The organism is Pseudonocardia yuanmonensis (assembly GCF_039542425.1).
GTDB classification, from domain to species: domain Bacteria; phylum Actinomycetota; class Actinomycetes; order Mycobacteriales; family Pseudonocardiaceae; genus Pseudonocardia; species Pseudonocardia yuanmonensis.
In genome coordinates, this window is sequence record NZ_BAABIC010000003.1 from 395,059 (window position 1) to 419,860 (window position 24,802).

Genomic DNA, 24,802 nt, shown 5'->3' on the forward strand with positions numbered 1-24,802 from the left:
CTCCGGTCTCCTCGTGTCGAAATCCGGTGTCGATCCCCGTCGTCTCCCGTGCCGGGTCTACCTCGGGCGCAGAGTAGGAACCACGTGGGGCCGCGGCAACGCGCCACGCCCGGGCGGCTCGAACTTCCGGTCGAACTCATGAGACGCTAACCCACCCGGAGCAGCGGCTCCCGGGTGGGTCGCGGCGGGGCGGGAGGGCGGCGGCCGGGCGCCCCGGGTCAGGGCCGGAGGATCTCCGCGAGGACCTCGTCCCGCTGCTCGTGCAGGTAGAAGTGCCCGCCCGGGAAGACCCGGTGGGTGAACCCGGCCGGGGCCACCTCGGCCCACCGCAGTGCCTCGGCGGGGTCGACGGCGGGGTCCTCGGCCCCGAGGAGCAGGCGGACCGGGCAGCGCAACGGCGGGCCGGACGGGTGGACGTACCCGCCGGCCGCCTGCAGGTCGGCGCGGAAGGCCGGGAGGACGAGGGCCCGCAGCTCCGGGTGGTCGAGGACCCGGGCGTCCGTGCCGCCCAGCCGGCGCAGCTCCGCCGCGAGCTCCTCGTCCGTGCCGCCGCGGAAGACCCGCGCCGGCGGGACGGTCGGCGCGATCCTGGCCCAGACCACGAGCCGCGCCGGCGGGCGGGGCAGCCGCCGGGCAGCCTCGTAGGCCAGCGTGCCGCCGAGGTTGTGCCCGAACAGCACGAGCGGACGCGGGTCCGCCGCGAGCAGCCCTGCGAGCGTCCCGGCCATGGCGACGGCGTCCGTCCACGGCTCCTCGCGGATCCGGTCCTCCCGCCCCGGGTACTGGACGGTCACCAGCTCGACCCCGGGCGGAACGGCGTCGGCCCAGCCGCGGAAGGAGCTCGCCGCGCCCCCGCGTGGGGCAGGCACACGAGCCGCAGGGCCGCGTCGGGCCGCGGTCGCGGGGTGCGCAGCCAGCCCCGGGGGGCGCGGGCCGGCGCGTCGCCGACGGGGCGGGGGAACGCACCGGGCCCGGACGGACGGGTGGTCACCGCCGCCCTGCCGCCCGCGGTGCGGTCCCCGGGTCGGAGACGGGCGCGGCGGGGTCGCGGAGCAGCGCGTCCAGCGCCCCGGCCAGGCGGCGGACGAGGGCGGCCGCCCCGGCGGCGTCGCACGCGGCGGCGTCGACCGCGAGCCGCAGCGACACGCCGCCCGCGCCCGGGTGCTCGACGAGCGTGACCACGCGTTCGTGCGCGATCACGGGCTCGGCCGGGTCGACCCGCTCCGCGGTGAGACCGTCGAACGCGGGCGGGTCACCCGCTGGCTCGTGCCGCACCAGCGTGCGGGCCGGACGCGTGGCCCGCCCGGCCGACCCGAGGGCGTCGCGCACCCGGTCGAGCAGCTCGGTGCCGGTCCCGGCGACGGTGCTCCGGAGGGCGACCACTGTGCCGAACGGGCCGACGGAGTCGGCGAAGCCCGGGTCGCGGCGGGGCACCTGCACGTCGAGGCGCACCTCGGCGTCGCCGCGGCCCCCGGACTCCACGACCGCCGCGGCGACGACGGCCGCCGCCAGCGCCGCGGGCCGCCCGTCGCCGGCCGCGGCCTGCAGCGCGGCCAGCTGCGCGGGGACGTCGTCGACCAGGGAGCGCTCGACGACGATCCGGCGGTGGGTGCCCGGCGGCGGCACCGCCTCGGCGAGCTGCGCGCGCCGCGGATCGAGGGCCGGGCCGCCCCGGCCCGCCGCCCACTCGGCGCCCCGGTGCGCGCCATCATCGGGAGCGCGATGACCAGGTCGGACTCGCCGCGCAGCCGCTGCAGGAAGCCCGCGTAGCAGGCGATCAACGCCTCGGCCCCGGTCGTGCCGGTCTCGCCGGCGATCGCCTCGAGCCGGTCGAGCGTGCCGCCGGAGACGAACGCGCGGGCGTGCAGGGTGCGGTCCGCGGGGCCCTCGGGGGCGTCCCGGCGGCCGGCCAGCTCGGGCAGCGGCGGGAGCAGGTCGCGCCAGAACTCGCGGTCCCGGACGAACCGATCGCTCGCCTCGTACTCGCGGTCCTTGGCGATCAGGTCGGCGATCGACCCGAAGGTCGCCCTCGGCGGTTCGGTGCCCCGGACCCGCGCGGTGTAGTGGGCCGCCACGCGGCGGGAGAGCATCGCCGCGCTGTAGCCGTCGACGATCAGGTGGTGGTACAGCTGGATGCACCACACGTCGTGATCGGACAGTCGCACCAGCGTGTAGGTGTGGAGCGGACGGTCCACCATGGCGCGACAGGCCTCGGCGGCACGCGACCGCTCGGCGTCGACCAGCGCGTGCGCCACCGCGACCGGGTTGCGCTCCCCGCGCAGGTCGACGACGCGGGGGGCGCCGCGGGCTCGTCGGACACCGTCTGGCGCGGACCGTCGGGTGTGTCGTGCAGGCGCAACCGCAGGGTCTCGGCCTCGTCGATCGTGGCGCGCACGGCATCGCCGAGCGCCGCGACGTCGATCGGGCCGCCGCCCTCGCCGCTCTCGTCGAGTTCGTCGGGCCGTCATGCGCGCAGGGGGAGCCACGGGGCCCGCCGCAGACCCTCGATCCACGGGTGGGAAGGCTGCGTTCACAAACCAGGCGGCACGGCCGTCTGCAAGCGCGGGACCACGGCCGTTCGGGTGAGGAAGACAACAGAGCGCGACAGATCCACTACGTTGATATGTGAACGATCTGGGGGATGCCGAACCCTCCCGTACCGAGGGCGCGAGGGTTACGGCTGGTCAGCTGCCCGCGCCGGAGTGGGCTACGCGGACGTCCCCCGCAGTGCTGTGTGCAGAGATGGTGGCGTCGGCTCCCGGGTCGTCCGCGACTTCGACCTCGACCGAGCCGGCCGCGGTCCCGGCGTCGACGCGGTACACCGGGCCGACCGGGACGAGCACGCCGACGTCCCCCGCCGTCGACTCCGCCACGACGGCGGCGGGCGGCGTGCCGAAGGTCAGCTCGACGTCGCCGGCCGTGCTGAGCGCGGAGACCCGTGGGCCGGCCAGGCCGCTGCCGGTGATCCCGCCGGAGGCGGTCCGCAGCTCCTGGGCACCGGTCAGGCCCTCGACGATCACGTCGCCCGCGCCGAGCTCGACGCCCGCGGCCGCGGTCGCGGGCACCGTGACGGTCAGCCGGGTCTCGCACCGCTCCCCCGGCTCCGGGCAGCGGGCGGTGATCCGCAGGACGTCGGCCGAGCGCTGTTGGGTCAGCTCGGGCCGCGGCCCGGTCCAGCGGAGCTCGTGATCCACGGTGGCCGAACCCTCCGGCCCGGAGCGGAGGGTGACGTCGCCGGCGTCGGACACGATCTCCACGCGCCGGACGAGGCCCTCGTGCCGGTCGGTCCCGCTCTCGGTACCCGGGTCGCCAGTGCCGGAACCGGTGTCCGTGGTGAGCGTGGCGTCGCCGCAGCCCGCCAGCAGCGTGGCGAGGACGGCGGGCAGGAGGAGCCGGGACACCCGTGTCGCGATCATCGTCGCGGACGTTAGCGGTGCCGGGTCCGTCCGGTGCGTCCGGTACCGAGCGCCCGCGGGTGCGCGGTGGCGTACACCTCGCGCAGGGCGTCGACGGTGACGTGGGTGTAGATCTGCGTGGTGGTCACCGACGCGTGTCCGAGCAGCTCCTGCACCACCCGGACGTCCGCGCCGCCGGCCATCAGGTGCGTGGCGAAGCAGTGCCGCAGGGTGTGCGGCGAGACCGCGGTCGGGTCGAGACCGGCGGCGTCGGCCGCCGCGCGCAGGGCGTGCCAGGCGCTCTGCCGGGAGAGCCGGGCGCCGCGGGCGTTGAGCAGCAGGGCGGGGGTGCCGCGGCCCTTGGCGGCCAGGCCGGGCCTGGCCCGCACGAGGTAGGCGTCGACGGCAGCGAGCGCTGGCCGCCCCACCGGCACGATCCGCTGCTTGCCGCCCTTGCCGCGCAACAGGACCGTCCGCGCGGCGGGGTCGAGGTCGTCGAGGTCCAGCCCGACCGCCTCGGAGATCCGCGCGCCCGTCGAGTAGAGCAGCTCGAGCAGCGCGCGGTCGCGCAACGCGGTCGGGCCGTCGCCCACACACCCCGCCAGGAGCTGCTCGACCTGGTCGATCGTGAGCGCCCTGGGCAACCGGCGCGGCAGCGTGGGCGGCGCGACGGCCCGTGCGACGTCCACCGGCACGAGCCCGTCCCGCGCCGCGAACCGGTGCAGGCCGCGGACCGCCGCCAGCGCCCGGGCCGCCGACGACGCCGCCAGCGGTGCCTCCCCGCTACGCAGCGCCGCGACGAAGTCGGTGACGTCGGACTCGGCGACCGCGGTGAGGTCGTCGATCCCCCGGACCTGCAGGTGGGCGAGGTAGCGGTCGAGGTCGGTCGTGTAGGAGCGCAGGGTGTTCGCCGAGCGGCCGCGCTCCACGGCCAGGTGGGCGAGGAAGGCCTCCACCCCGTCCGCCACCCGTGTGCCCATGCGCCGCATTATGGACGCGCCCGAACCGGGCTCTCACACGCGCTAGGGATCCACAACGCGGTGGGGCCGGGCTCTCACGCGTCATGGATCCACGACGCGGTCGGACCGGGCCCTCACGCGTCCATGGATCCACGACGCGTCACGCGAGGTTCGGGATCACCTCGCGCTCGAAGAGCTCGATGCCCGAGCGGTCGTAGGCGGCCTCGGGGAAGTAGAAGATCCCGTAGGTCATCCCGCGCTCCTGCATCCCGCGCAGGTTCTCCACGATCTGCTCCGGCGTGCCGACGCCGGGCAGCCCCCGGAACCCGCCGAGCTGGGCCTCCGCCTTCTCCTTGCCGACGTACGGAGCCAGCCGGTCGACCAGCTGCCGGAGCCGGTCGGAGACCTCGGCCTCCGTGGTGCCGATGGCGACGTTGTAGTTGGCGGAGCGCACGATCGCCTCGAAGTCGGTGCCGAGCTCCCGGCAGTGCCTCGCCAGGATCTCCGACTTGGCGGTGAAGCCCTCGGGACTCCCGTCGAAGTTGGTGTAGTCGGCGTACCGCGCGGCGATGCGCAGCGTGACCTTCTCCCCGCCGCCCGCGACCCAGATCGGGATGCCGCCGGACTGCAGTGGCCGGGGCTCGCAGATCGCGCCGTCGACCTGGTAATGGGTGCCGTCGAGCGTCGCGACGCCCTTCTGCCAGGCCTGCCGGAAGATCTGCACACCCTCGTCGAGCATCCCGAGCCGGTCCTTCGGCGGCGGGAAGCCGTAGCCGTAGGCGCGCCACTCGTGCTCGTACCAGCCGCCGCCGATACCCATCTCGACCCGCCCGCCCGACACGACGTCGACGGTCGCGGCGACCTTCGCCAGGTACGCGGGATTGCGGTAGGCCATGCAGGTGCACATCTGGCCGAGCCGGACCCGCTCGGTCGACGCCGCGAACGCCGCCATCAGCGTCCACGCCTCGTGGGTGGCCTGATCGGTGGGGGCCGGGACCGTGTGGAAGTGGTCGTAGACCCAGATCGACTCCCACGGACCCGCGTCCGCGTGGGCCGCGAGCCCCTTCATCACCGCCCACTGCTCGGCGGGGTCGATGCCGACGAGATCGTGCCGCCAGCCCTGGGGAACGAACAGACCGAAGCGCATGGGCCGAGCCTAGGACCGGGACGGGGCGGGCGCCGGGTGTGCACGGGATGCAGCCAGGACCGAGGTGGGGCGGGCGCCGGTCCGGGGCGCCACGGGTCGCGGCCGCGCCTCTCGCTCCCCGTCAGGCGCTCGGACACCCGGGCCGCCCTCGCACACCCCGTCGGGCGTCCTCTCACACCCGTCCGCCGTGCCGCGCACCCGGTCGACGGTCTGTGTCGCGCCGGGGCGGGTGTGCGGGCGCGGCGCTGAACCGCCGTGAGATCGGTTCGACGAGCCGAAACGCCGCCGAGTCGAGCCGCGCGAAATCGAGTCGCCGCAGAACCGAGCCGCGCAGAACCGAGCCGCCGCAGAACCGAGCCGCCGCAGAACCGAGCCGCCGCAGAACCCGAGCAGCCCGAAGCTGGCCGCCGCGGAGGCGATTCACGGTCGCTTCAGCGTGGTGCCCGACTGTCGGTCCGGCGCGGACCAGCAGCCGCCGGCATCTCGCGGCCGGTCGCACACCTGCTCGATCCTCGTACACGCCGTCGACCGGGTGTGCGGCCGTCCTCATGGTTGTGCCGTCGCTCCGCAGCGGTTGTGTCGGCGCACCGGTGGTTGTGGCGGCGCACCGGCGGTCGTGGCGGCGCACCGGCGGATGTGGCGGCGCACCGGCGGTCGTGGCGGCGCACCGGCGGCTATGCCGGCGCACCGGCGGCTATGCCGGCGCACCGGCGGCTGTGCCGGCGCACCGGCGGATGTGGCGGCGCACCGGCGGATGTGGCGACGCCTCGGAGGATGTTCAGCGCGGCGGCGGATGTGCCAGTCCCGGCCGGTTCGCCCGCCAGGGCCGGCCGACTCGCTCCTCGGGGCCGGCGAGGATTCCTCTTCGAAGGCTCGCCGAGTCCGATCGCCTCTCACCGCGTCGGTGCCGACGCCCGCGGCCGCTCCGGGGGTACGGTCGGAGCCGTGAGCGAGTCCGAGCCCCGCCCCGAACCCCCGCAGGTCAGGATCGGCAACGCCGAGCGCGAGGACGCCGCGCGGGCCCTGGCGGAGCACTTCTCGCACGGTCGGCTCGACGGCGGCGAGTACGAGGAGCGGATCGCGCAGGTGTGGGCCGCGCGGACGCTCGACGACCTGGCCGGGTTGTTCACCGACCTCCCCGCCCCGCACCCGTCGGCGCTGTGGAACCGCCCCGGCGAGCCCGGCGGCGGGCACACCGGGTACGGCCAGGCCTACGGTCCGCCGGCCGGTCTCCCCTCCGGGTACGCCGGTCCGTACACCGGCCACCAACCGTTCACGAGCGGGTACGGGCACCTCCCCGCGCCCCACGGCGGCGGCAGCCCGACCTACGGCGCCCCCGGCCTGCCGCACCACGTCCCGGGCGGCACGCCCGACGCGCCCTACGGCCGCGAGCCCGGCACCGGCGTCCCCTACTCGGACAAGTCGAAGCTCGCCGCCGGCCTGCTCCAGCTGTTCCTGGGCGGCGCCGGGATCGGCCGCTTCTACACCGGGCACACCGGCATCGCGGTCGCCCAGCTGATCGTCACGCTGGTGACCTTCGGGCTGGGCGCGATCTGGGGCTTCGTCGACGGGATCGTCCTGCTCGCGGGCCGCTCGACCGACGCGCAGGGCCGCCCGCTACGGCCCTGACCCGCCACTACGAACCGCGCCGCCCCGAAGCGCGCTGCCCGCGCCGCTCAGAACCGCGCGGCCCCGACTCGCGCTGTCTGCGCCGTACCCGCAGCGCCCCCGACCGCGCCGCCGCACCGCGCCACCCCGAACCCGCATCGCCCGGCGCCCGCCCCGAACCGCGGGCGCCGGATCCGTCGACTCCTGTCAGCCCCGGACCTCCGCCAGCGCCGACTCGCCGAGCCGGGCGAGCGTGGCCTCCGGGGTGAGCGGGTGGAACGGCCCGCCCCGCACATCCCGGTAGGCCCGCTCCAGCGGCGACTTGCGGAAGAACGCCGGTCCTCCCGCCACCTCCAGCGCCAGGTCCACGACCGTCCGGGCCTCGACGACGGCGTGCCGCTTCGCCGTCAGGACCGCGTCGAGCGTGGCGTCGTCGGCGGGCGGATCATCGCCGACCTCGTCGACCGCGGCGAGCAGGGCCCACTTCGCGACCCGCAGCCGCGCCCGCATCTCCCCGATCCCGCGCACGGCCGCGGCGGGCACCTCGTTCCGCCCGGCGACCAGGCGTTCCGCCTCTTCGCACGCCCCGCGCGCGACCCCCATGTACGCCGCGGCCGCGATCGGGGCGAAGTGGATCACGGCCACGAGCAGCGGTCCGGCGAGCGCCCCGTACGGCCGGGTGCCGAGGATCTTCTCCTCCGGCACGAACACGCCGTCGAGCACGACGTCGTGGCTCGCGGTCCCGCGCATGCCGAGGGTGTCCCACGTCTCGATGATGCTCACGCCCGGTGCCGCGAACGGCACCCCGGCGTGCAGGACGACCGCGTCGGGCCCCGGCTCGCCGAGCACCGCGGAGGTGGCGAGCACCCCCGCGACCGGGGCCTGGGTGCAGAAGGTCTTGCGGCCGTCGAACCGGTACCCGCCCTCGACCCGGGTCGCGGTCGTGGTCGGGGAGACCCAGTCGGAGCCGCCGCTCGTCGCGAGGACAAGGCCCTCGCCGGCGATCCGCCCCAGCACCCCGGCCGCGTCCGGCTTGCCGCGCCGGTGCCGCCACACCTGCATGCGGGTGAGGTAGAGGTGCATCGCGGCCGCGAGCGCCGCGGAGCCGGACCAGCGGCCCAGCTCCTCCTCCGCCAGCACCACCTGGCGCAGGGTGGCGCCGAGCCCGCCGAACTCGACAGGGACGCCGAGGCGCAGGTAGCCGAGCTCGGCCATGGCGGAGTAGGCCTCGACGACGAAGTCGGCCCGGGCGTCGTGCGCCGCCTCGAAGGGGGCGGCGGCCCGGCCGACGGCCTGGGCGAGGGCAAGGACGTCCGCATCGGTCGGAGCGGACACGGTGGGCTGCGCGAGAGTGGTCATGCGGGGAAGGATCCGGTGGTTCCGGGATGCCGGATAGTTCCGAAAGTGAACCGGGCCGAGGAGGATGTGCGGCCATGTCCCGCTACGGCCAGTACTGCCCGATCACACGGTCGCTGGAGATCCTGGGTGACCGGTGGACGCTGCTCGTGGTCCGCGACCTGCTCGTGGGCGCCTCCCGGTTCAACGAGCTCGCCCGGGGCCTCCCGGGCATGTCCCGTGCGCTGCTGTCGAAGCGGCTCGGCCAGCTCGAGCGCGCCGGCCTCGTGGTGCACGCCGACGGCGAGTACCACCCGACCCCCGCGGCCGAGGAGCTGTTGCCGCTGCTCTTCGGGCTGGCCGAGTGGGGCGCCCGCTGGGCGTTCGGCGAACCGCGGCCGGACGAGCTGGACCCGACCACGCTGATGTGGTGGATCCGCGGCGGGATCGACCCGCGACCGCTGGGCGAGCGGCGGACGGTGCTGCACGTCCACGTCCCGGACGCCCGGCGCCGCCGGTTCTGGTTCGTGATCCAGCCGCACGACGTGTCGCTCTGCTTCACCGACCCGGGCTTCGAGGTGGACGCGGTCCTCGAGTCCCCGCTGGGCCTCCTCTACCAGGTGTGGGACGGCGCGCTGGACCTCGCCGCGGTCCGGGCCGACGGACGGCTGTCCCTCTACGGCCACCGGGAGGTGGTGGTGCGGATCCCGGAGGTGCTGCGGCTGAGCCCGGTCGCCCCGTACGTGCGCCGCGGGATGGCCCGCGCCGCGGCCGCGGGGTGAGCCGCCGGGGCGCGGGGCGCCGGAACCCGCCCTAGCCTGGCCGGATGGCCGACGCCGATCCCGCCGGCACCGCCGCCGGCGCCACCGTCGACACCACCGTCGACGCCGTTGACGCCGACGCCGTCCCGGGCGGCACCTCCCCTGCCCGCCTGCTCCGCGACGCGCTCGAGCCCGTCGCGATGCACGCCGTGTGGTCGCCGCAGGTGCACAGGCCCTCGCGCCGCACGGCTACGACTTCCTCACCGGCTACCTGACCGGGCGCGCCGCTCCGCTCGGGGAGGTGCCGTCCGCACTGGTCACGGCGACCTTCGGGGTGTTCGAGCCCGGGCTGGTCGATCGGCTCTGGACGGCGGGCCGCGCGCTGCTGCCCCTGCCCGATCTCATCGCGGTGCGCGACCGCGCCGCGGCCGCGAGCCTGCGGGCGACGCTCGGCGAGGCCGACGAGCAGCGGGCCGGCGAGGTCGCGGCCGCCCTCGAGCGGGCCGTCGGGACCGTCGACGGCACCGCCCGGCCGCTGTTCTCGGCGCTGCGTGCCCAGCCTCGGCTCGCCGACCCCTTCGGCCGGCTGTGGCGGGCCGCCGACCTCGTCCGCGAGCACCGCGGCGACGGTCACCTCGCCGCCGTCGTCGCCACCGGGCTCGATCCCGTCCGGGCCTCGATCCTGGCCGAGCTGTGGGTCGGCTACCCGGTCGGCGAGTACAGCTCCACCCGCGGCTGGTTGGACGAGGTGCGCGAGGCCGCAGCCGCGCACCTCGAACGCGACGGGCTCCTCGCCGACGGCGCGCTCACCCCTGCCGGACGGGAGCTGCGCGACGGCATCGAGGCCGCCACCGACGCCTCGCAGGAGGACCTCCTGGCGGCCCTGTCGGAGCTCGACCCGCTCGTCGCCGACCTGCGCCGCTGGTCCGCGCGCTGCATCGAGGCCGGCACCTTCCCCGACGACGACCGCAAACGCGCCGAAGGCTGAGCGAGCGGTTCGCCCATCGTCAGCCCCGTATGAGCGAGCGGCGCGTTCGCTCAGGCCTAGTGAGCGAGAGCGCCGTTCGCTCATCCCCTGGGCTCAGCCCTCCTTGCGCTTCGCGAAGGCGGTCGGGCGGTCCGGCCAGGGGGCGTCGACGGCGCGGGGTTCGGCGTGCCCGTCCCGCACCGCCTGAAGGGCGAGCACCCCGGCGACGGTCGTCGCATTGACGATCTCGCCGCGCAGCACCATGGCGACCGCCTCGGCGAGCGGGATCCAGCGCAGCTCGAGCTCGGACTCCTCGTCGTCGCCCAGGTCGGGGCGGTCCACCTCGCGCAGCCCGGTGGCCAGGAAGACCCGGATGGCCTCCTCGGAGAAGCCCGGCGAGGGCACGGCGTCCACCAGCACCGACCAGTCCCGGGCGACGAGGCCGCCCTCCTCCTCGAGCTCCCGGGCCGCCGCGGCGACCGGGTCCTCGCCGGCCTGGTCGAGCAGCCCGGCCGGCATCTCCCACAGCCGGCGCCGCACGGCGTGCCGGTACTGCAGGATCATCATCAGCCGGTCCTGCTCGTCGACCGCGGCGATCGCGACCGCGCCGGGGTGCTCGACGATCTCGCGGGTCGCCTCCCGGCCGCCGGGCATGCGGACCGTGTCCGCCCGGACGGCCATCACGCGGCCCTCGTAGATGTCCTGCGAGGCGGTGATCGGGAAGTCGTGCGTGCCCGGGGCGCTCCGGCTCACGAGCCCACCTCGGCGGGCTCCGCCGCCGCCTCCGCGGATCCGCTCCGCTCGCCCTGCCCGTTGCCCTTCGCCCGGGACGGCATCTCGACCGGGAGCCGGTCCTCGGCGTTGTACCGCAGGGCCGCGTCCACGAAGGCCGCGAACAGCGGGTGCGGACGGGTGGGCCGGCTCTTGAGCTCCGGGTGCGCCTGGGTGCCGACGAAGAACGGGTGCTTCTGCTCCGGGAGCTCGACGAACTCGACCAGCTTCCCGTCCGGCGAGGTGCCGCCGAACACCAGGCCGGCCTCGGTCAGCCGGCCCCGATAGGAGTTGTTGACCTCGTAGCGGTGGCGGTGCCGCTCGGACACGTCGCGGCTGCCGTAGGCCTTGGCGACGACGGTGCCCTCCCCCAGTGCCGCAGGGTAGGCGCCGAGCCGCATGGTCCCGCCCATGTCCCGCTCGCCGGCGACGACGTCGACCTGCTCGGCCATCGTCGAGATCACCGGGTGCGGGGTGCGCGGGTCGAACTCGCTGGAGCTGGCCTCGTCCAGGCCGGCGAGGTTGCGGGCCGCCTCGATCACCATGCACTGCAGGCCCAGGCACAGCCCCAGGGTGGGGATCCCGCGCGTGCGGGCGTGGGTGATCGCGCCGAGCTTGCCCTCGATGCCGCGGATGCCGAACCCGCCCGGGATCAGCACCCCGTCGACACCCTTCAGCGCGGTGGCGGCGCCGGACGGCGTCTCGCAGTCGTCCGAGACGACCCACCGGATGTCGACCTTGGCGCGGTGCGCGAACCCGCCGGCGCGCAGCGCCTCGGTGACGGACAGGTAGGCGTCCGGCAGGTCGACGTACTTGCCGACGAGCGCGATCGTGACCTTCTCGTCCGGGTTGTGCACGCGGTCGAGCAGGTCGCCCCAGACCGTCCAGTCGACGTCCCGGAAGGGCAGCCCGAGCCGCCGGACCACGTAGGCGTCGAGCGCCTCGCGGTGCAGCACGCGGGGGATGTCGTAGATCGACGGGGCGTCGGGGCAGGCGGCGACGCCGTCCATCTCGACGTCGCACATCAGCGAGATCTTGCGCTTCATCGCCTCCGGGATCTCCCGGTCGGCGCGCAGGACCAGCGCGTCGGGCTGGATACCGATGTTCCGCAGGGCCGCGACGGAGTGCTGCGTGGGTTTGGTCTTCAGCTCGCCCGACGGCGCCAGGTACGGCACCAGCGAGACGTGCAGGAAGAAGCAGTTGTCCCGGCCGACCTCGTGGCGGACCTGGCGGGCCGCCTCCACGAACGGGAGCGACTCGATGTCGCCGATGGTGCCGCCGACCTCGGTGATGACGACGTCCGGGACCGCGCCGTCCGCGTCCGGCTCCGCCATCGCGAGGATGCGGTCCTTGATCTCGTTGGTGATGTGCGGGATGACCTGGACGGTGTCGCCCAGGTACTCGCCGCGCCGCTCCTTGGCGATGACCTCGGAGTACACCTGGCCGGTGGTGACGTTGGCCCGACCGTGCAGGTTCCTGTCCAGGAACCGCTCGTAGTGGCCGATGTCGAGGTCCGTCTCGGCGCCGTCCTCGGTGACGAAGACCTCGCCGTGCTGGAACGGGTTCATCGTCCCGGGGTCGACGTTCAGGTACGGGTCGAGCTTCTGCATCGTGACCCGCAGCCCGCGCGCGGTGAGCAGCTGACCGAGGGACGACGCGGTGAGGCCTTTGCCCAGCGAGGATGCGACCCCGCCGGTGACGAACAGATGACGGGTCGCGCGTGTCTGCACGGAACTTCAGTGTACCCGGGGCCGTCCGACCGGCCCGCCAGGACCGTCCCGCCGCGTGTCGCCGGCACCGCCGGATGCACGAACGGCGCTCTCGCTCACTACGAATGAGCGAGAGCGCCGTTCGCTCAGTGGAGTTCCGTGCCAGGTTCGGTGCAGGTCAGGCGCCGGGGGCCGAGCCCCCGGAGGCGGTGCGGTCCGAGCCGTAGCTGCCCGCCCCGCCGTCGAGCTGTTCCTTGAGCGCCAGCACCGTGGCGACGCGTCCGGCGCCGGTCTGGATGTCGTCGACCGTCGACAGGCCCGCCGTCGATCCGCCCGCGGCCCGCGCGACGCCGATCGGCCCGGTCGCCGACGCCGAGCCCGCCCGGCCCGCCAGCACCGCGCCGGCGCCGGAGCGGTCCAGCTGCGCGGCGAGGCGGGCGAGCACGGCCGCCGAGTCCCCTGCGTCGGCCCCCTGGGCGGCGCCCCCGGTCAGGACGACGACGAGGTCCGCCGGACCCGGTGCGGTCCCGGGCTGCACGAACCCGGCGTCGGCGAGCCCGGTCCACACCGCGCCGGCCTGGTCCGCGGTCGGGGCGTTCTTCGTGCTCATGACGCTGCCGAGCAGGCCGCCCGCCAGGCTGCCGGTGTCGGAGGCGGCCGGGAGCTGCGCACCGGCCGGCAGCAGCTCGGCGGCGAGGGCGTTGAGCTGGTCGGACCGGGCCGGGTCGCCGACGGCGTCCGTGAGCGTGATCGTGCCGGTCACCGTGCCGCCCGCCTGCCCGACGAGCCGGATCACGGACTCGGCGTCGGTCTCCTCGCCGCCCGCCTGCACGAGCGCCACGCTCTTGCCCGTCAGCAGCCCGCGCACCGCGGCCGGGCCGACCCGGCTCGCGAACTGGTCCGCGGCGGCCTGCTCGTCGAGCAGGGCGTCGCGCTGGGCGGTGAGGGTGTCGACCTGGGTGGAGAGGTCGTCGCGGTCGGCCGAGACCGCGGCGAGCAGCCGGTCGGACAGGCCGCTCGCGCCGAGCACCACGCCGACCGCGAGCGCGAGGAACACCGCCGCGATGGAGACCGCGTGGTAGCGCAGCGAGATCACCGGACGAACCACCCCTCGATCGTGTCGAACAGCGCGGCCGCCGTCGTGGTGATCCAGGCCAGGACCGCGTCCCCGGCCTGCGACATCAGCAGCGCGGCGAGAACCGCGACGAGCGCCGCCCCGACGAGCAGCAGCAGCGCGCCGGTGGAGATCCGGCTGCGGTAGAGCTGGGCGATGACGCGGCCGTCGACCAGCCCGCCCCCGACCTGCAGGCGGGTGAGGAAGGTCGACGCGTTGGAGCCGGACCGGCCCCGGTCGAGGAACTCGACCATGGTGGCCGAGAGGCCGACGGTCACGATCATCGACGCCCCGTGGTGGTGCGCGAGCAGCAGTGCGAGGTCCTCGGGGTTCGCCGAGGACGGGAAGGTCACCGCGCTCGCGCCCAGATCCTGCACCCGGTGCAGGCCGGGGGCGTGCCCGTCGGCGAAGGCCGGGACGACGACGTCGGCACCGCAGGTCAGGGTCTCGTCGGAGATGTCGGACGGGTCCCCGACGATGAGGTGCGGCGTGTGTCCCGCGGCCCGCAGCGCGTCGGCGCCTGCGCCGACGCCGAGCAGCACCGGCTGGTACTCGCGGATGTAGTTGCCGAGCCGCGCGAGGTCCTTGGCGTGGTCGAAGCCCGCCGCCACCACGAGGACCTGCCGCCCCCGCAGCGCGACGTCGACCTCCGGCACGCCGAAGCCGTCGAGCAGCAGCGACCGCTCCTGCCGCATGAACTCGGTCGTGTTCGCGGCGAACGCCTCGAGCTGGTGGGTGAGCCCGGCCTTGGCCTCGACCAGGGCGTCGGCGACCGAGTCGGCCGTCTGCTCGGTGCCGCGGGCCAGCTCCAGCTCGCCCGCGTAGACCACGCCCTCGTGCACCCGGATCCGCGCGCCGTCGCGCACGTCGTGCAGGACCTCGGGCCCGGCCTCGTCGATCAGCGGGACGCCGGCCGCCAGCAGCGCCTCGGGCCCGAGGTTCGGGAAGCGCCCGGAGATGGACGGCGAGGCGTTGACGACGGCGGCGACCTCGGCCGCGATCAACGCGTCCGCCGTGGCGCGGTCCATGTCGATCTGGTCGAGCACCGCGATGTCGCCCGGCTTGAGCCGCTTGAGCAACGCGTCCGTGCGCTTGTCGACGCGCGCGATCCCGGCGAGCCCGGGCAGCTCGGGTCGCGAGCGGTGCAGCAGGCCGGTCAGCTTCATGCCGCGCACCCTGGCACCGCCCCGGCGCGGATCGGTGAAGGCGCGCCGCACCGTGACCGCCCCGTCACCCGGCCCGACGACCGCGGATCCGTGTCCGGGCCGGTCACGGCCGTCCTCAAGGCTCCCGGGTCGGGCATGATCGTGTCATGGTCCGTCGGGGGGCGTCCGTCCTGGTCCTGTCCGTGCTCGCCGTGCTGGGGACGGTCGCCGTCGAGTGCGCGGCCCCGGCCGCGGGCTCCGCCGCCGGGGACTGGCAGGGCACCGTCGAGGTCCCGGGCGCGCCGCTCCCGGTCGGCGTGCACCTCACCGAGGACGGCAGGTCGGGCACCATCGACATCCCCTCGCAGGGGATCGCCGGCAAGGCGCTGTCCGGGGTGGGCGTCGACGGCACCGCCGTGTCCTTCGCGATCCCCGACGTCCCGGGGGACCCGACCTTCCGTGGCACCCTCGACGGCGACGCGATCCGCGGCGACCTCACCCAGTCCGGCCGGACCTTCGCGTTCTCGCTGACCCGGGGCACGCTGCCGGTGCCGGCCCGGCCGCAGACCCCCGCCCCGCCCTTCCCGTACCGCAGCGAGGACGTCACCTTCCCGAGCGGGGGCCTCACGCTCGCCGGCACGGTCACCACGCCCGAGGGTCCCGGGCCGTTCCCCGCCGTCGTGATGATCACCGGCAGCGGCGCGCAGGACCGCGACGAGACGCTCGCCGGGCACAAGCCGTTCCTCGTGCCGGCCGACGTGCTGACCCGCGCGGGCGTCGCCGTGCTGCGAACGGACGACCGCGGCGTCGGCGGGTCCGGCGGGTCCCTCGACGGCACCCCGTACGCCGACCTGGCCGACGACGCCCGCGCGGGCGTCGCGTACCTGCGCACCCGCCCGGACGTCGACCCGGCCCGGATCGGGCTGTTCGGGCACAGCGAGGGCGGCTACCTCGCGCCGCTCGCGGTGCAGCGCTCGGCACCCGGCGAGATCGCGTTCACCGTGCTGATGGCCGGGCCCGCGGTGCCCGGCGGCGACGTGCTGGTGGAGCAGAACCGGCTGATCCTCACCGCGGCCGGGCTACCGGCCGACCAGGTCGAGGCGCAGGTCGAGCGGGTCGGGCGGATGATCGCGCAAGTGCGCGCGGGAGACGTCGCGGGCGCGCAGCAGACGGCCCGCGAGCAGGCCGTCGCGCAGGGGCTGCCGGCGGAGCAGGCCGACGCGGCGGCCGCGCAGGTGCCGAGCCTGGTCCCGTTCCTCACCGACGACCCGCGCCCGGCCCTGAGTGCCCTGCGGATCCCGGTGCTCGCGTTCTTCGGCTCGAAGGACCTGCAGGTCCCGCCCGCGCAGAACGAACAACCGATGCGCGACGCGCTGGCCGGCTCACCGGACGCGACCGTCCGCACCTTCGACGGTCTCAACCACCTCCTGCAACCCGCCCCGACCGGCTCGCCCGCCGAGTACGCCATGATCGAGACGACCATCGACCCCGCCGTCCTCGAGGCGGTCACGACCTGGCTCAATGAACGCTGACGCTCACCCCTTGCGGCGGCGCTTCCGGGGCTCGGCCCGGTCCTCCTCGCGGTGGGTGCGGGCGGCGGCCAGCAGCTCCTCGGCATGTGCGCGGCCGGTGTCGGTGTCGTCCAGCCCCGCGAGCATCCGCGCCAGCTCGACGATCCGCTCGGGTTCGGGCAGCGTGCGCACGCTGCTGCGGGTGACGCCCTCGCCGCGCTTCTTCTGGACCACGAGATGCCGGTCCGCGTAGGCCGCCACCTGCGGCAGGTGCGTGACCACGATGACCTGGTGCCGCGCGGCGAGCCGGGCCAGCCGGCGACCGATCTCGACCGCGGCGCGGCCGCCCACCCCGGCGTCGACCTCGTCGAACACCATCGTCGGCACCGGGTCCGCGCCCGCGAGCGCGACCTCGAGGGCCAGCATCACCCGGGACAGCTCGCCGCCGGACGCGCCCTTGTGCAGGGGCTGCGGCGCCGACCCGGGGTGCGGGACGAGCCGCAGCTCCACCTCGTCCACCCCGTCGGACCCGGCGACGACCCAGCGCCCCTCGACGAGCAGCGCGTCGGCGGCGTCGGGGCCGCTCGCCGCCCGCGCCGCGACCGAGACGTGCAGCTCCGCGTCCTTCATCGCGAGCCCGCCCAGCTCCGCGGTGGTGTCCGCGGCCAGCCGGCCCGCGGCCTCGGCGCGCGCCGCGCCCAGCGCCGCGGCGTGCCCGGCCAGGTCGGTGGCGAGCGCGTCCCGCCGGGCCGCCAGGGCGGCGAGCGCCTCGTCCGAGGTGTCGAGCCCGGCGAGCCGCTCCTGCGCCTGCGCGGCCCACTCCAGCACGCCGTCCGTGTCCGCGGCGTACTTCCGCGTGAGGGCCTTGAGCTCGGCCTGGCGGGACAGCACCTGGGCGAGCCGCTCGGGGTCCGCGTCGAGCCGGTCGAGGTAGGAGGACAGCTCCGCGGTCACGTCCGTGAGCACGGCGAGGGCCTCCCCCAGCCGCGGGTCGAGCGCCGCCAGGTCCGGGTCGCCGGCGGAGTGCAGCCGGTTGCGCGCCTCGCCGGCGAGCCCGACCGCGCCGGGGGTCTCCCCGTCGTCCGAGCCGGACAGCATCGCCCGGGCCAGCCCGGCGGCCTCGCGCAGGTCGTCCGCCGCGGCGAGCCGCTTCGCCTCCTCGACGAGCTCGCGGTCCTCCCCCGGCTGCGGTGCGACCGCCTCGATCTCGGTGAGCCCGTGCCGGAGCATGTCCGCCTCCTGGGCCAGCCGGCGCGCGTTGTCGCGGCGCTCGACGAGCTCGGCGGACACGGCCTGCCACTCCGCGCGGGTCTCGCGGTAGGCGGCCAGGGGCTTGGCCACCGCGTCGCCCGCGTACCGGTCCAGCAACGCACGCTGGTCGGCGGGGCGCAGCAGCCGCAGCTGGTCGTTCTGTCCGTGGACGGCGAGGGTGGCCTCGGCGAGCCGGCCGAGCACGCCGACCGGCACGGACCGCCCGCCGAGGTGGGCGCGGGACCGCCCGTCCGCCGACACGGAGCGGACCGCGATCAGCGTGCCGTCCTCGTCAGCCTCCGCGCCGACCTCCTCGGCCAGCTCCAGCGCGGCCGCGCCGCTGCGCTCGAAGCGGCCCTCGACGACGGCCCGCGACGCACCCTCGGCGACCCGCGAGGCCTCGGCCCGGCCGCCGCCCAGCAGGGACAGCCCGGTCACGACCATGGTCTTGCCCGCGCCGGTCTCACCGGTGAGCACGGTGAGGCCCGGATCGAGCTCCAGCGTGGCGTCGTCGATCACGCCGAGGCCCTGGATGCGCATCTCGGCCAGCATGGGCCGCACGATACGGGCCACCCCCGACAGATCCGCGCGCAGACCGCGGTGTGTCCGGGCGGGTCCCCGACCCGGGTACAGGCTCGTTCTGGCTGGTGCGGCTCGGTGTGGCTCAGTGCGCCTCAGTGCTCGTCAATGCTCGTCGGGCCGGTCCGGCGCGCCCCGCCAGCCGCGGACCGGCAGGTCGAACTTGCGGACCAGCCGGTCGGCGAAGGGCTGCGCGGCCAGCCGCATCATGCGGACCGGCTCGGCGCCGCGGCACAGCTCAACCCTGGCACCGGGCGGCACGTCGATGACCCGCCGGCCGTCGCAGTCCAGGACGGCGGGCGGCCCGGTGGCGTCGATCTCCACGGCGACGTGGCTCTCCGGCGACACGACCATGGGCCGTGCGAACAGCGCGTGCGCGTTGCTCGGCACCACCAGCATCGCCTCGACCTGCGGCCACACCAGCGGCCCGCCCGCCGAGAAGGCGTAGGCGGTGGAGCCGGTCGGGGTGGAGCAGATGACGCCGTCACAGCCGAAGCCCGACACCGGCCGGCCGTCGATCTCCAGCATGACCTCGAGGATCCGCTCGCGGGTGGCCTTCTCCACGACGCCCTCGTTGAGTGCCCAGGTCCGTGCGACGACGCGCCCGCGGTGCCGGACCACCGCGTCGATCGTCATGCGCTCCTCGACCTCGTAGGTCCCGTCCACGATCGCGTCGAGCGCCTCGCCGAGCGACTCCTGCTCGGCCTCGGCGAGGAAGCCGATACGGCCCAGGTTCACCCCGAGCAGCGGCACCTTCGCGGGCCGGGCCAGGTCGGCGGCGCGCAAAAGGGTGCCGTCGCCACCGAGGACGAGCACGGCCTCGGTCTCCGCCGCGCACGCCGGCGTGCCGTCCACGACGACCGGGCGCAGCTCGGGCGGCAGGTCGGTGCCGTTGTCGACCTCGGCCCACTCCTCCGCCAGCACCCGCAACCGGATGCCGTCCTTGGCCAGGCGGGTCGCGACCCGGGCGGCGACCCGCCGGTTCGTGGCCCGCCCCGCGTGCAGGACGACGAGCAGCTCCCTCATCGGGGACCCTCCTCGACGGCCCGCGCGAGCGGTGCGTTCCCCACGTCCGCGCCGACCCCCGCGCCGACCTCCGCGCCTATCTCCGTGCCCATCTCGGTGCCCATCTCGGTGCCCGCCTCCGTGCCCACGTCCGCCCCCTCTCCGCCCCGCGCCAGGCGGAGGAAGTACTCGACGTTGCCGGACGGGCCGGGCAACGGGCTCGCGACCGCGCCGCGGACCGCGAGGCCCAGGGCCCGCGCGGCGTCGGCGACCTCGGTCAGTGCGGCCAGCCGGAGCTCCGGGTCGCGCACGACCCCGCCCGCGCCCAGCCGCTCCCTGCCCACCTCGAACTGCGGTTTGACCATCGGCACCAGGGTGCCACCCGGCGCCGTGCACGCAACGAGCGCCGGCAGCACCGTGCGCAGCGAGATGAACGACAGGTCCGCGACGGTGAGGTCGACGACCCCGCCGATCTGCTCCGGCGCGAGCGCTCGCACGTTGGTGCGGTCGTGCACCCGCACCCGCGGATCGGATTGCAGCCGCCACACCAGCTGGCCGTAGCCGACGTCGACCGCCACGACCTCCCGCGCCCCCCGCCGGAGCAGGACGTCGGTGAACCCGCCGGTCGACGCCCCGGCGTCGAGGCATCGCCTGCCCTCCACGACGACGTCCGGGAAGGCGTCCAGCGCGCCGAGCAGCTTGTGGGCGCCCCGGGAGGCCCAGTCCGGCGCGTCCGCCCGCTCCTCGACGACGACGGGGGTCGCCCGGTCGACCTGCGTCGCCGGTTTCCCGGCGGGCAGCCCGTTGACCGTCACCCGCCCGGCGCTGATCAGCTCGGCGGCGTGCTGCCGCGAGCGGGCGAGCTTGCGCCGGACGAGCTCGGCGTCGAGCCGGGAACGGGTGGGCACGGCGGACCCCGTCAGGCCCGCTCGGGCGATCCGGCGGCGAGGGCGGCGCCCAGCGCGGCGTGGACGCGCTCGAAGGCGGCGACATGCTCCTCCGCCGGTCGCTCGGCGACCGTGTCGAGGGCGCCGAGGGCGGCCTCGACGTCGGCCCGCACGGCCTCGAACGGGCGCGCGGACGGCGGGCGCGGATCGCCCGGGACGGGAACGGTCATGTCGTGCTCTCCGGTCGGGATCCGACGTGCGTCGGCGTGATCGCCACGGTAGTCGAGGGGAGCGACGGTCCGTCGGCCGACGCCCGAGCCCGTCCGGAACGGCTCGCTCCGGAACGGCTCGGCCAGAAGCTGCTCGGCCAGAAGCTGCTCGGCCAGAAGCTGCTGGGCCTCGGCCGGCTCAGCCGAGTCCGAGCTTGGCGAGCGCCGTCCCCGCCGCCTCGCCCTCGGCCCGCACCCGCGCCGCTCCGCCGCCCGCGGCCCAGTGCACCGCGCAGAGGGCCCGCAGGGCGTCGAGGTCGTCCCCCTCGCCCGACAGCACCAGGTCCTCGCTCACGGCCCAGCCGTCCCGGGACCCCGGCGCCAGGTCCTCGGCGGGCTGGAACAGCGCGCCCAGGTTCGCGCCGAGGTAGGTCGGGCGCTGCGACTCGGGCGCCTCCAGCACCTCCCGCGCGGTGGACACCCCGGTCAGGACGACGAGCGTCGGCAGGCCCGCCGCGTTGCCGCCCTGGATGTCGGTGTCGAGCCGGTCGCCGATCACGAGCCCGCGCTCACGTCCCGACGCCCGCAGCGCCTCCTGGATCAGCGTCGGCGCGGGCTTGCCCGCAACCTGCGGCTCCGCGCCGCTCGCGATCTGGACGACCCCGACGAACGACCCGTTGCCCGGCATCGGCCCGCGGTCGGTCGGGAGCGTGGGGTCGACGTTCGTCGCGACCCACACCGCGCCCCGCCGGATCGCGAGCGTCGCCTCGGCGAGGTTGCGCCAGCCGGTGTCGGGCGAGTGGCCCTGCACGACGGCGTCGGCGTCCTCGGCCGAGTCCACGACCGTCAGACCCCGGCGGGTGACCTCCTCCGCCAGCGCGCTCGTCCCCACGACCAGCACCCGCGCCCCCGCCGGCAGCTGGGCCGCGAGCATGGCCGCACCGGCCTGGGAGCTGGTGCGGACGTCCTCGGTGGTCGCCGGGAAGCCCAGCTCGGCGAGGTGGGCCGCGACGTCCGACGGCCGGCGCGAGGCGTTGTTCGTGACGTACGAGGTCCGCACGCCCCGGTCCTGCGCCGCCGCAATCGCCTCGACGGCGCCGGGGACCGCCGCCGGCCCCGCGTACAGCGTGCCGTCGAGGTCCACCAGCAGGACGTCGAACCGGGAGAGGAGATCGTCGCTCACGAGGACTGCTCACCCTCCGGGCCCTCTGCGGGCCAGGTGTCGATCGGGGGCTCGGGGTCGCCGTCCTCGTCGGGCTCCGCCGCGACTGCCGCGGGAGCGGGCGCGTCGGCCCGGTCGAGGTCGTCGTTCTGGTCGTCCTCGTCGTCACGGTCGAGGTCGTCGGCGTCGTCGAGGTCGTCCTCGTCGAGGTCATCGGCATCGTCGACCAGGTCGTTGCCCTCGTCGTCGAGATCGTCGTCCTCATCGTCGGCCTCGTCGAGGTCGTCCGTGTCGTCGAGGTCGTCCGTGTCGTCGAGCTCGTCGGTGTCGTCGAGCTCGTCGGTGACGTCGAGGTCATCGGCCTCGCCGGCGAGGTCGTCGTCCTCGTCCTCGAGGTCGTCGTCCTCATCGTCGACCTCGTCGAGGTCATCGGCCTCATCGACGAGCTGCTCGGACTCGTCGAGGTCCCCGTCGTCGTCGAGATCGCCGCGCTCGTCGGCGAGCTCGTCGTCGGTGGACTCGTCGTCGGCGAGCTCGTCGTCGGCGAGCTCGTCGTCGGTGGACTCGTCGTCGGCGGACTCGTCCACGTCGTCCTCGTCGGCGAGGTCAGCCGGATCGTCGGAGGCGCGGCGGGTGGCCGGAGCGGGGTCGTCCTCCTCCAAGACCTCGCCGACCGCGAAGTCGTCGTCCTCGTCCTCGAACTCCTCGCCGGTCAGCTCGGCGAGCCGGCGGCGCGCGTCGGTCTCCCCCGCCGCGTCGGCGTCGGCGGCGTGGACGAACCACTGCGTCGCGTCCGCCTCGCGGCCCGCGACCAGCAGGTTGTCCGCGTAGGCGTAGAAGAGGCGCGCGCTCCACGGGTCCCGCTTGCGCGGGTCGAGGTCCGCCCCCTGCAGCCCGACGACCGCGGCGTCGATCTCGCCGAGGTCGCGCCGGGCCCCGGCGGCGACGATCGCGAGCTCGACCCGCTCGGCGTGGCCGAGCTCCTTGACCTCGGGCCCCCGCGCCAGCTCCAGGGCGCGCTCGGGGCGGCCGAGGGCGCGCTCGATGTCCGCCATCACCGGGATGTGACCCGGCCCGCCGCCCATGCGCCGGGCCGCCCGCAGCTCGCCGAGCGCCTCGTTCCACTCGCCGGCGTGGTAGGCCGCGATACCGGCGGCCTCCCGGACCACGGCGATGCGCGACGCCCGCTTCCGCGCATAGCGAGCGTGCTCGAGCGCCTGTCCGGGGTCCTCGTCGAGGAGCATGCCCGCGGCGATCAGGTGCAGCGCGACCTTGTCCGCGGTCTCCTTCTGGAGGCCGCGCAGGTCGCGCCGGACGTCCGCGTCGAGCGAGTTCGGCCGGACGCCCTCCGGCAGCTCGGGCTCGGCCATGAAGGTGCTGGGCACGCCCTCGGCGCTGCGCGGGCGACGCTCACGACTGTCCCGGTCGAACCGGTCGCCGCGCTCGAACCGGTCTCCCCGGTCGCGCGGCCCGCGACCCGGCCGACCGCCGTCCCGCGGCCCGCCCTCGCGGCGGTCCCGGACCGGTCCCACCCGGTCGCCCCGGAAGCCGCGGCCACCCTCGGGTCCCCGGTCGCGGCGCTCGGACCCGCCGTCGCGGACGTCGCTCCCGCGGTCCTGCCGCGCCGGCCCGCCGAACCCGTCACCACGATCCGGACGCGACTCACGGTCCTCCCGACGGAACGTCGCAGGACGGTCGCTCCGGCCCTGCTCGTCACGGGGCCGGTCGTCACGGGGCCGGTCGTCACGGGGCCGGTCGTCACGGGGCCGGTCGTCACGGGGCCGGTCGTCACGGGGCCGGTCGTCACGGGGCCGGTCGTCACGGGGCCGGTCGTCACGGGGCCGGTCCTCGCGCGACCGGTCGCCGCGGTAGCCGCCACGCTCGGGGCGGGCACCGCCGCGTGCGTCGCGGTCGAATCCTCGCTCCCCACGGTCCACGCCGCGCGAACCGCCCTCGCGGTCGAAGCGGCCGCCGCGGTCGCCGGAATCCCCGCGCGCGTACCCGCCACCTCGAGCCTCACGGTCGCCGCCACGAGGACGGTCGTCGCCCCGGAACCCGCTGCGCGGCCGGTCGCCACGGTCGCCGCGGCGGTCGTCGCGGTCGAATCCGCCACGCCTGTCGTCACGATCGACGCGGCTCCGCCGCTCGTCACGGTCGAACCCGCCACCGCGCTCTCCGCGGTCCTGCCTGCGACGGTCGTCGCGGCCGAAGGACCCGCGGCGCTCGTCGCGGTCGACGCGGCCACCACGGGAGTCGCGGTCGTACCGGCCGCCTGCGCGTTCAGCGCGGTCCTGGCCGCCGCGCCGGTCGTCCCGGTCGAAGGAGCCGCGCCGGTCGTCGCGCTCGAACCGCCCCCCGCGCTCGCCCTGGCCGTAGCCGCCACGGGAGTAGCCGCCCCGGCGGTCGTCACGGTCGCCACCTCGGGTGCGGTCGTCGCGCCGGTAGCCACCCTCGCGGTCCCGCCGGAAGCCCCCCGAGCGGTCGTCGCGCTGCAAGCCCCCCGAGCGGTCGTCCCGCCGGAAGCCCCTCGGGCGGTCATCGCGATCGAAGCGCTCCCGCCGGTCGGAGAAGCCGCCACGGCGCTCGTCGCCGGCGCCGCGGGGCCGGTCGCCACGGCCGGCACCGTTCCCGCGGTCGTCGCGACCGTAGCCCCGGCGCTCGTCGCGCCCGAACCCGCCGCGGCGGTCGTCGTTGCCCCAGCGGTCGACGTAGACCTTGCCGCTGCCCTCGCTGCGACCGCCGCGCGCCGGCCGGTCGTCGCGTCCGCGGTAGCCACCGCCCCGCGCGTCGCGGTCACCGCGCTCGCGGAAGCCACCGCCCCGGACACCGCCACGACCGCGGTCGCCCTCGGACCCGCGTCGCGCGTCGGAGCGGTCGTCGCCACGGCGCGGCCCACGCCGGTCCTCCGACCCGCCCCAGCCGGTGCCTACCCGGCCGCCACCGCCCCGCCGGTCGTCTCGACGGTCGTCGCGGTCCCGGCGCTCGCCGGACCGCTGCCGGGGGCCGTCCTCGCGTCGGCCGCCCTGCTTGTCATCCCGATCAGTCACTGAAGGAATTCCCGTTGTCGTCGCGTCGCCGGCCGTGATCGCGGACGCGATTCCAGCCTTCGGAGAAGATACGAAAAGAGCGCCCCCACCTGCCCGGTGGGGACGCTCTTCGATGTTTGATGTCGGCGGCGACCTACTCTCCCACACCCTGGCGAGTGCAGTACCATCGGCGCTGGAGGGCTTAGCTTCCGGGTTCGGGATGGGACCGGGCGTTCCCCCTCCGCCATGACCACCGACAAC

The 24,802-nt window shown here is 75.8% G+C and carries 20 protein-coding genes, 1 rRNA gene and 1 pseudogene; 5 read left to right on the plus strand and 17 right to left on the minus strand.

Annotation, left to right across the window (positions count from 1 at the left end; genetic code table 11):
- Positions 1 to 218: 218 nt before the first annotated feature.
- From ABD990_RS06500 to ABD990_RS06520, 6 genes and pseudogenes are all read right to left on the minus strand, one after another.
- A complete protein-coding gene (locus tag ABD990_RS06500; RefSeq protein ID WP_345379010.1) occupies positions 219 to 869 on the minus strand; it encodes a thioesterase II family protein in 651 nt (216 codons plus the stop codon).
- 118 nt (positions 870 to 987) lie between these two features.
- The gene (locus ABD990_RS06505; protein WP_345379011.1) at positions 988 to 1,626 is read right to left on the minus strand and encodes a condensation domain-containing protein; all 639 of its coding nucleotides are present in this window, start codon (positions 1,624 to 1,626) and stop codon (positions 988 to 990) included.
- A gap of 77 nt (positions 1,627 to 1,703) precedes the next feature.
- Positions 1,704 to 2,468 (minus strand): annotated as a pseudogene (locus tag ABD990_RS34295) (condensation domain-containing protein); the annotation flags it as partial.
- Between the two features lie 216 nt (positions 2,469 to 2,684).
- Positions 2,685 to 3,416 (minus strand): DUF4097 family beta strand repeat-containing protein, encoded by a 732-nt coding sequence (locus ABD990_RS06510; RefSeq protein ID WP_345379013.1) that lies wholly within the window; start codon positions 3,414 to 3,416, stop codon positions 2,685 to 2,687.
- Positions 3,417 to 3,427: 11 nt separating this feature from the next.
- Positions 3,428 to 4,375: a site-specific tyrosine recombinase XerD gene (xerD, locus tag ABD990_RS06515; protein WP_345379014.1), complete on the minus strand. Its 948-nt coding sequence runs from the start codon at positions 4,373 to 4,375 to the stop codon at positions 3,428 to 3,430.
- Between the two features lie 139 nt (positions 4,376 to 4,514).
- The gene (locus ABD990_RS06520; protein WP_345379015.1) at positions 4,515 to 5,501 is read right to left on the minus strand and encodes an LLM class F420-dependent oxidoreductase; all 987 of its coding nucleotides are present in this window, start codon (positions 5,499 to 5,501) and stop codon (positions 4,515 to 4,517) included.
- A 945-nt stretch (positions 5,502 to 6,446) separates the two neighbouring features.
- On the opposite strand from ABD990_RS06520, the gene ABD990_RS06525 reads away from it, so the two are divergent.
- Positions 6,447 to 7,130 carry a DUF1707 domain-containing protein gene (locus ABD990_RS06525; RefSeq protein ID WP_345379016.1) on the plus strand — a complete coding sequence of 228 codons (684 nt, stop codon included), beginning with the start codon at positions 6,447 to 6,449 and terminating at the stop codon, positions 7,128 to 7,130.
- 186 nt (positions 7,131 to 7,316) lie between these two features.
- Here ABD990_RS06525 and ABD990_RS06530 read toward each other — a convergent pair whose 3' ends face one another.
- Positions 7,317 to 8,468 (minus strand): acyl-CoA dehydrogenase family protein, encoded by a 1,152-nt coding sequence (locus ABD990_RS06530; protein ID WP_345379017.1) that lies wholly within the window; start codon positions 8,466 to 8,468, stop codon positions 7,317 to 7,319.
- 74 nt (positions 8,469 to 8,542) lie between these two features.
- On the opposite strand from ABD990_RS06530, the gene ABD990_RS06535 reads away from it, so the two are divergent.
- The 3 genes from ABD990_RS06535 to ABD990_RS06545 are packed head-to-tail and all read left to right on the plus strand — an operon-like array spanning position 8,543 to position 10,193.
- A complete protein-coding gene (locus tag ABD990_RS06535) occupies positions 8,543 to 9,226 on the plus strand; it encodes a winged helix-turn-helix transcriptional regulator (protein WP_345379018.1) in 684 nt (227 codons plus the stop codon).
- Between the two features lie 44 nt (positions 9,227 to 9,270).
- Entirely contained in the window at positions 9,271 to 9,480 is a 210-nt protein-coding gene (locus tag ABD990_RS06540) for a hypothetical protein (RefSeq protein ID WP_345379019.1), read from the plus strand.
- On the plus strand, positions 9,417 to 10,193 hold the full coding sequence (locus ABD990_RS06545; RefSeq protein WP_345379020.1) for an SCO6745 family protein: 777 nt from the start codon (positions 9,417 to 9,419) through the stop codon (positions 10,191 to 10,193). Before ABD990_RS06540 ends, ABD990_RS06545 begins: the two co-directional genes overlap by 64 nt.
- Positions 10,194 to 10,286: 93 nt before the next feature.
- Here the strand turns inward: ABD990_RS06545 and ABD990_RS06550 are convergent, their stop codons facing one another.
- From ABD990_RS06550 to steA, 4 genes are all read right to left on the minus strand, one after another.
- Positions 10,287 to 10,925 (minus strand): NUDIX domain-containing protein, encoded by a 639-nt coding sequence (locus ABD990_RS06550; protein ID WP_345379022.1) that lies wholly within the window; start codon positions 10,923 to 10,925, stop codon positions 10,287 to 10,289.
- Positions 10,922 to 12,673, minus strand: a complete 1,752-nt coding sequence (gene pyrG, locus ABD990_RS06555) for a CTP synthase (RefSeq protein WP_345379023.1) — start codon at positions 12,671 to 12,673, stop codon at positions 10,922 to 10,924. The genes ABD990_RS06550 and pyrG overlap by 4 nt, the downstream gene beginning before the upstream one ends.
- Before the next feature lie 157 nt (positions 12,674 to 12,830).
- Positions 12,831 to 13,748 (minus strand): copper transporter, encoded by a 918-nt coding sequence (locus ABD990_RS06560; protein WP_345379069.1) that lies wholly within the window; start codon positions 13,746 to 13,748, stop codon positions 12,831 to 12,833.
- On the minus strand, positions 13,745 to 14,932 hold the full coding sequence (gene steA, locus ABD990_RS06565; protein WP_345379024.1) for a putative cytokinetic ring protein SteA: 1,188 nt from the start codon (positions 14,930 to 14,932) through the stop codon (positions 13,745 to 13,747). The genes ABD990_RS06560 and steA overlap by 4 nt, the downstream gene beginning before the upstream one ends.
- Before the next feature lie 146 nt (positions 14,933 to 15,078).
- Here steA and ABD990_RS06570 point away from each other — a divergent pair, with 146 nt between their 5' ends.
- The gene (locus ABD990_RS06570) at positions 15,079 to 16,443 is read left to right on the plus strand and encodes an alpha/beta hydrolase family protein (RefSeq protein WP_345379025.1); all 1,365 of its coding nucleotides are present in this window, start codon (positions 15,079 to 15,081) and stop codon (positions 16,441 to 16,443) included.
- Positions 16,444 to 16,446: 3 nt separating this feature from the next.
- Here ABD990_RS06570 and recN read toward each other — a convergent pair whose 3' ends face one another.
- The 6 genes from recN to rrf form a co-directional block, all read right to left on the minus strand.
- Positions 16,447 to 18,225: a DNA repair protein RecN gene (gene recN, locus ABD990_RS06575; RefSeq protein WP_345379026.1), complete on the minus strand. Its 1,779-nt coding sequence runs from the start codon at positions 18,223 to 18,225 to the stop codon at positions 16,447 to 16,449.
- Between the two features lie 132 nt (positions 18,226 to 18,357).
- The gene (locus tag ABD990_RS06580) at positions 18,358 to 19,278 is read right to left on the minus strand and encodes an NAD kinase (RefSeq protein ID WP_345379027.1); all 921 of its coding nucleotides are present in this window, start codon (positions 19,276 to 19,278) and stop codon (positions 18,358 to 18,360) included.
- Positions 19,275 to 20,165: a TlyA family RNA methyltransferase gene (locus ABD990_RS06585; protein WP_345379029.1), complete on the minus strand. Its 891-nt coding sequence runs from the start codon at positions 20,163 to 20,165 to the stop codon at positions 19,275 to 19,277. Before ABD990_RS06585 ends, ABD990_RS06580 begins: the two co-directional genes overlap by 4 nt.
- Before the next feature lie 11 nt (positions 20,166 to 20,176).
- Positions 20,177 to 20,374: a hypothetical protein gene (locus tag ABD990_RS06590; protein ID WP_345379032.1), complete on the minus strand. Its 198-nt coding sequence runs from the start codon at positions 20,372 to 20,374 to the stop codon at positions 20,177 to 20,179.
- A 178-nt stretch (positions 20,375 to 20,552) separates the two neighbouring features.
- On the minus strand, positions 20,553 to 21,536 hold the full coding sequence (locus tag ABD990_RS06595) for an HAD-IIA family hydrolase (protein ID WP_345379033.1): 984 nt from the start codon (positions 21,534 to 21,536) through the stop codon (positions 20,553 to 20,555).
- Between the two features lie 3,146 nt (positions 21,537 to 24,682).
- A 5S ribosomal RNA gene (gene rrf, locus ABD990_RS06600) occupies positions 24,683 to 24,799 on the minus strand.
- Between the last annotated feature and the right edge of the window lie 3 nt (positions 24,800 to 24,802).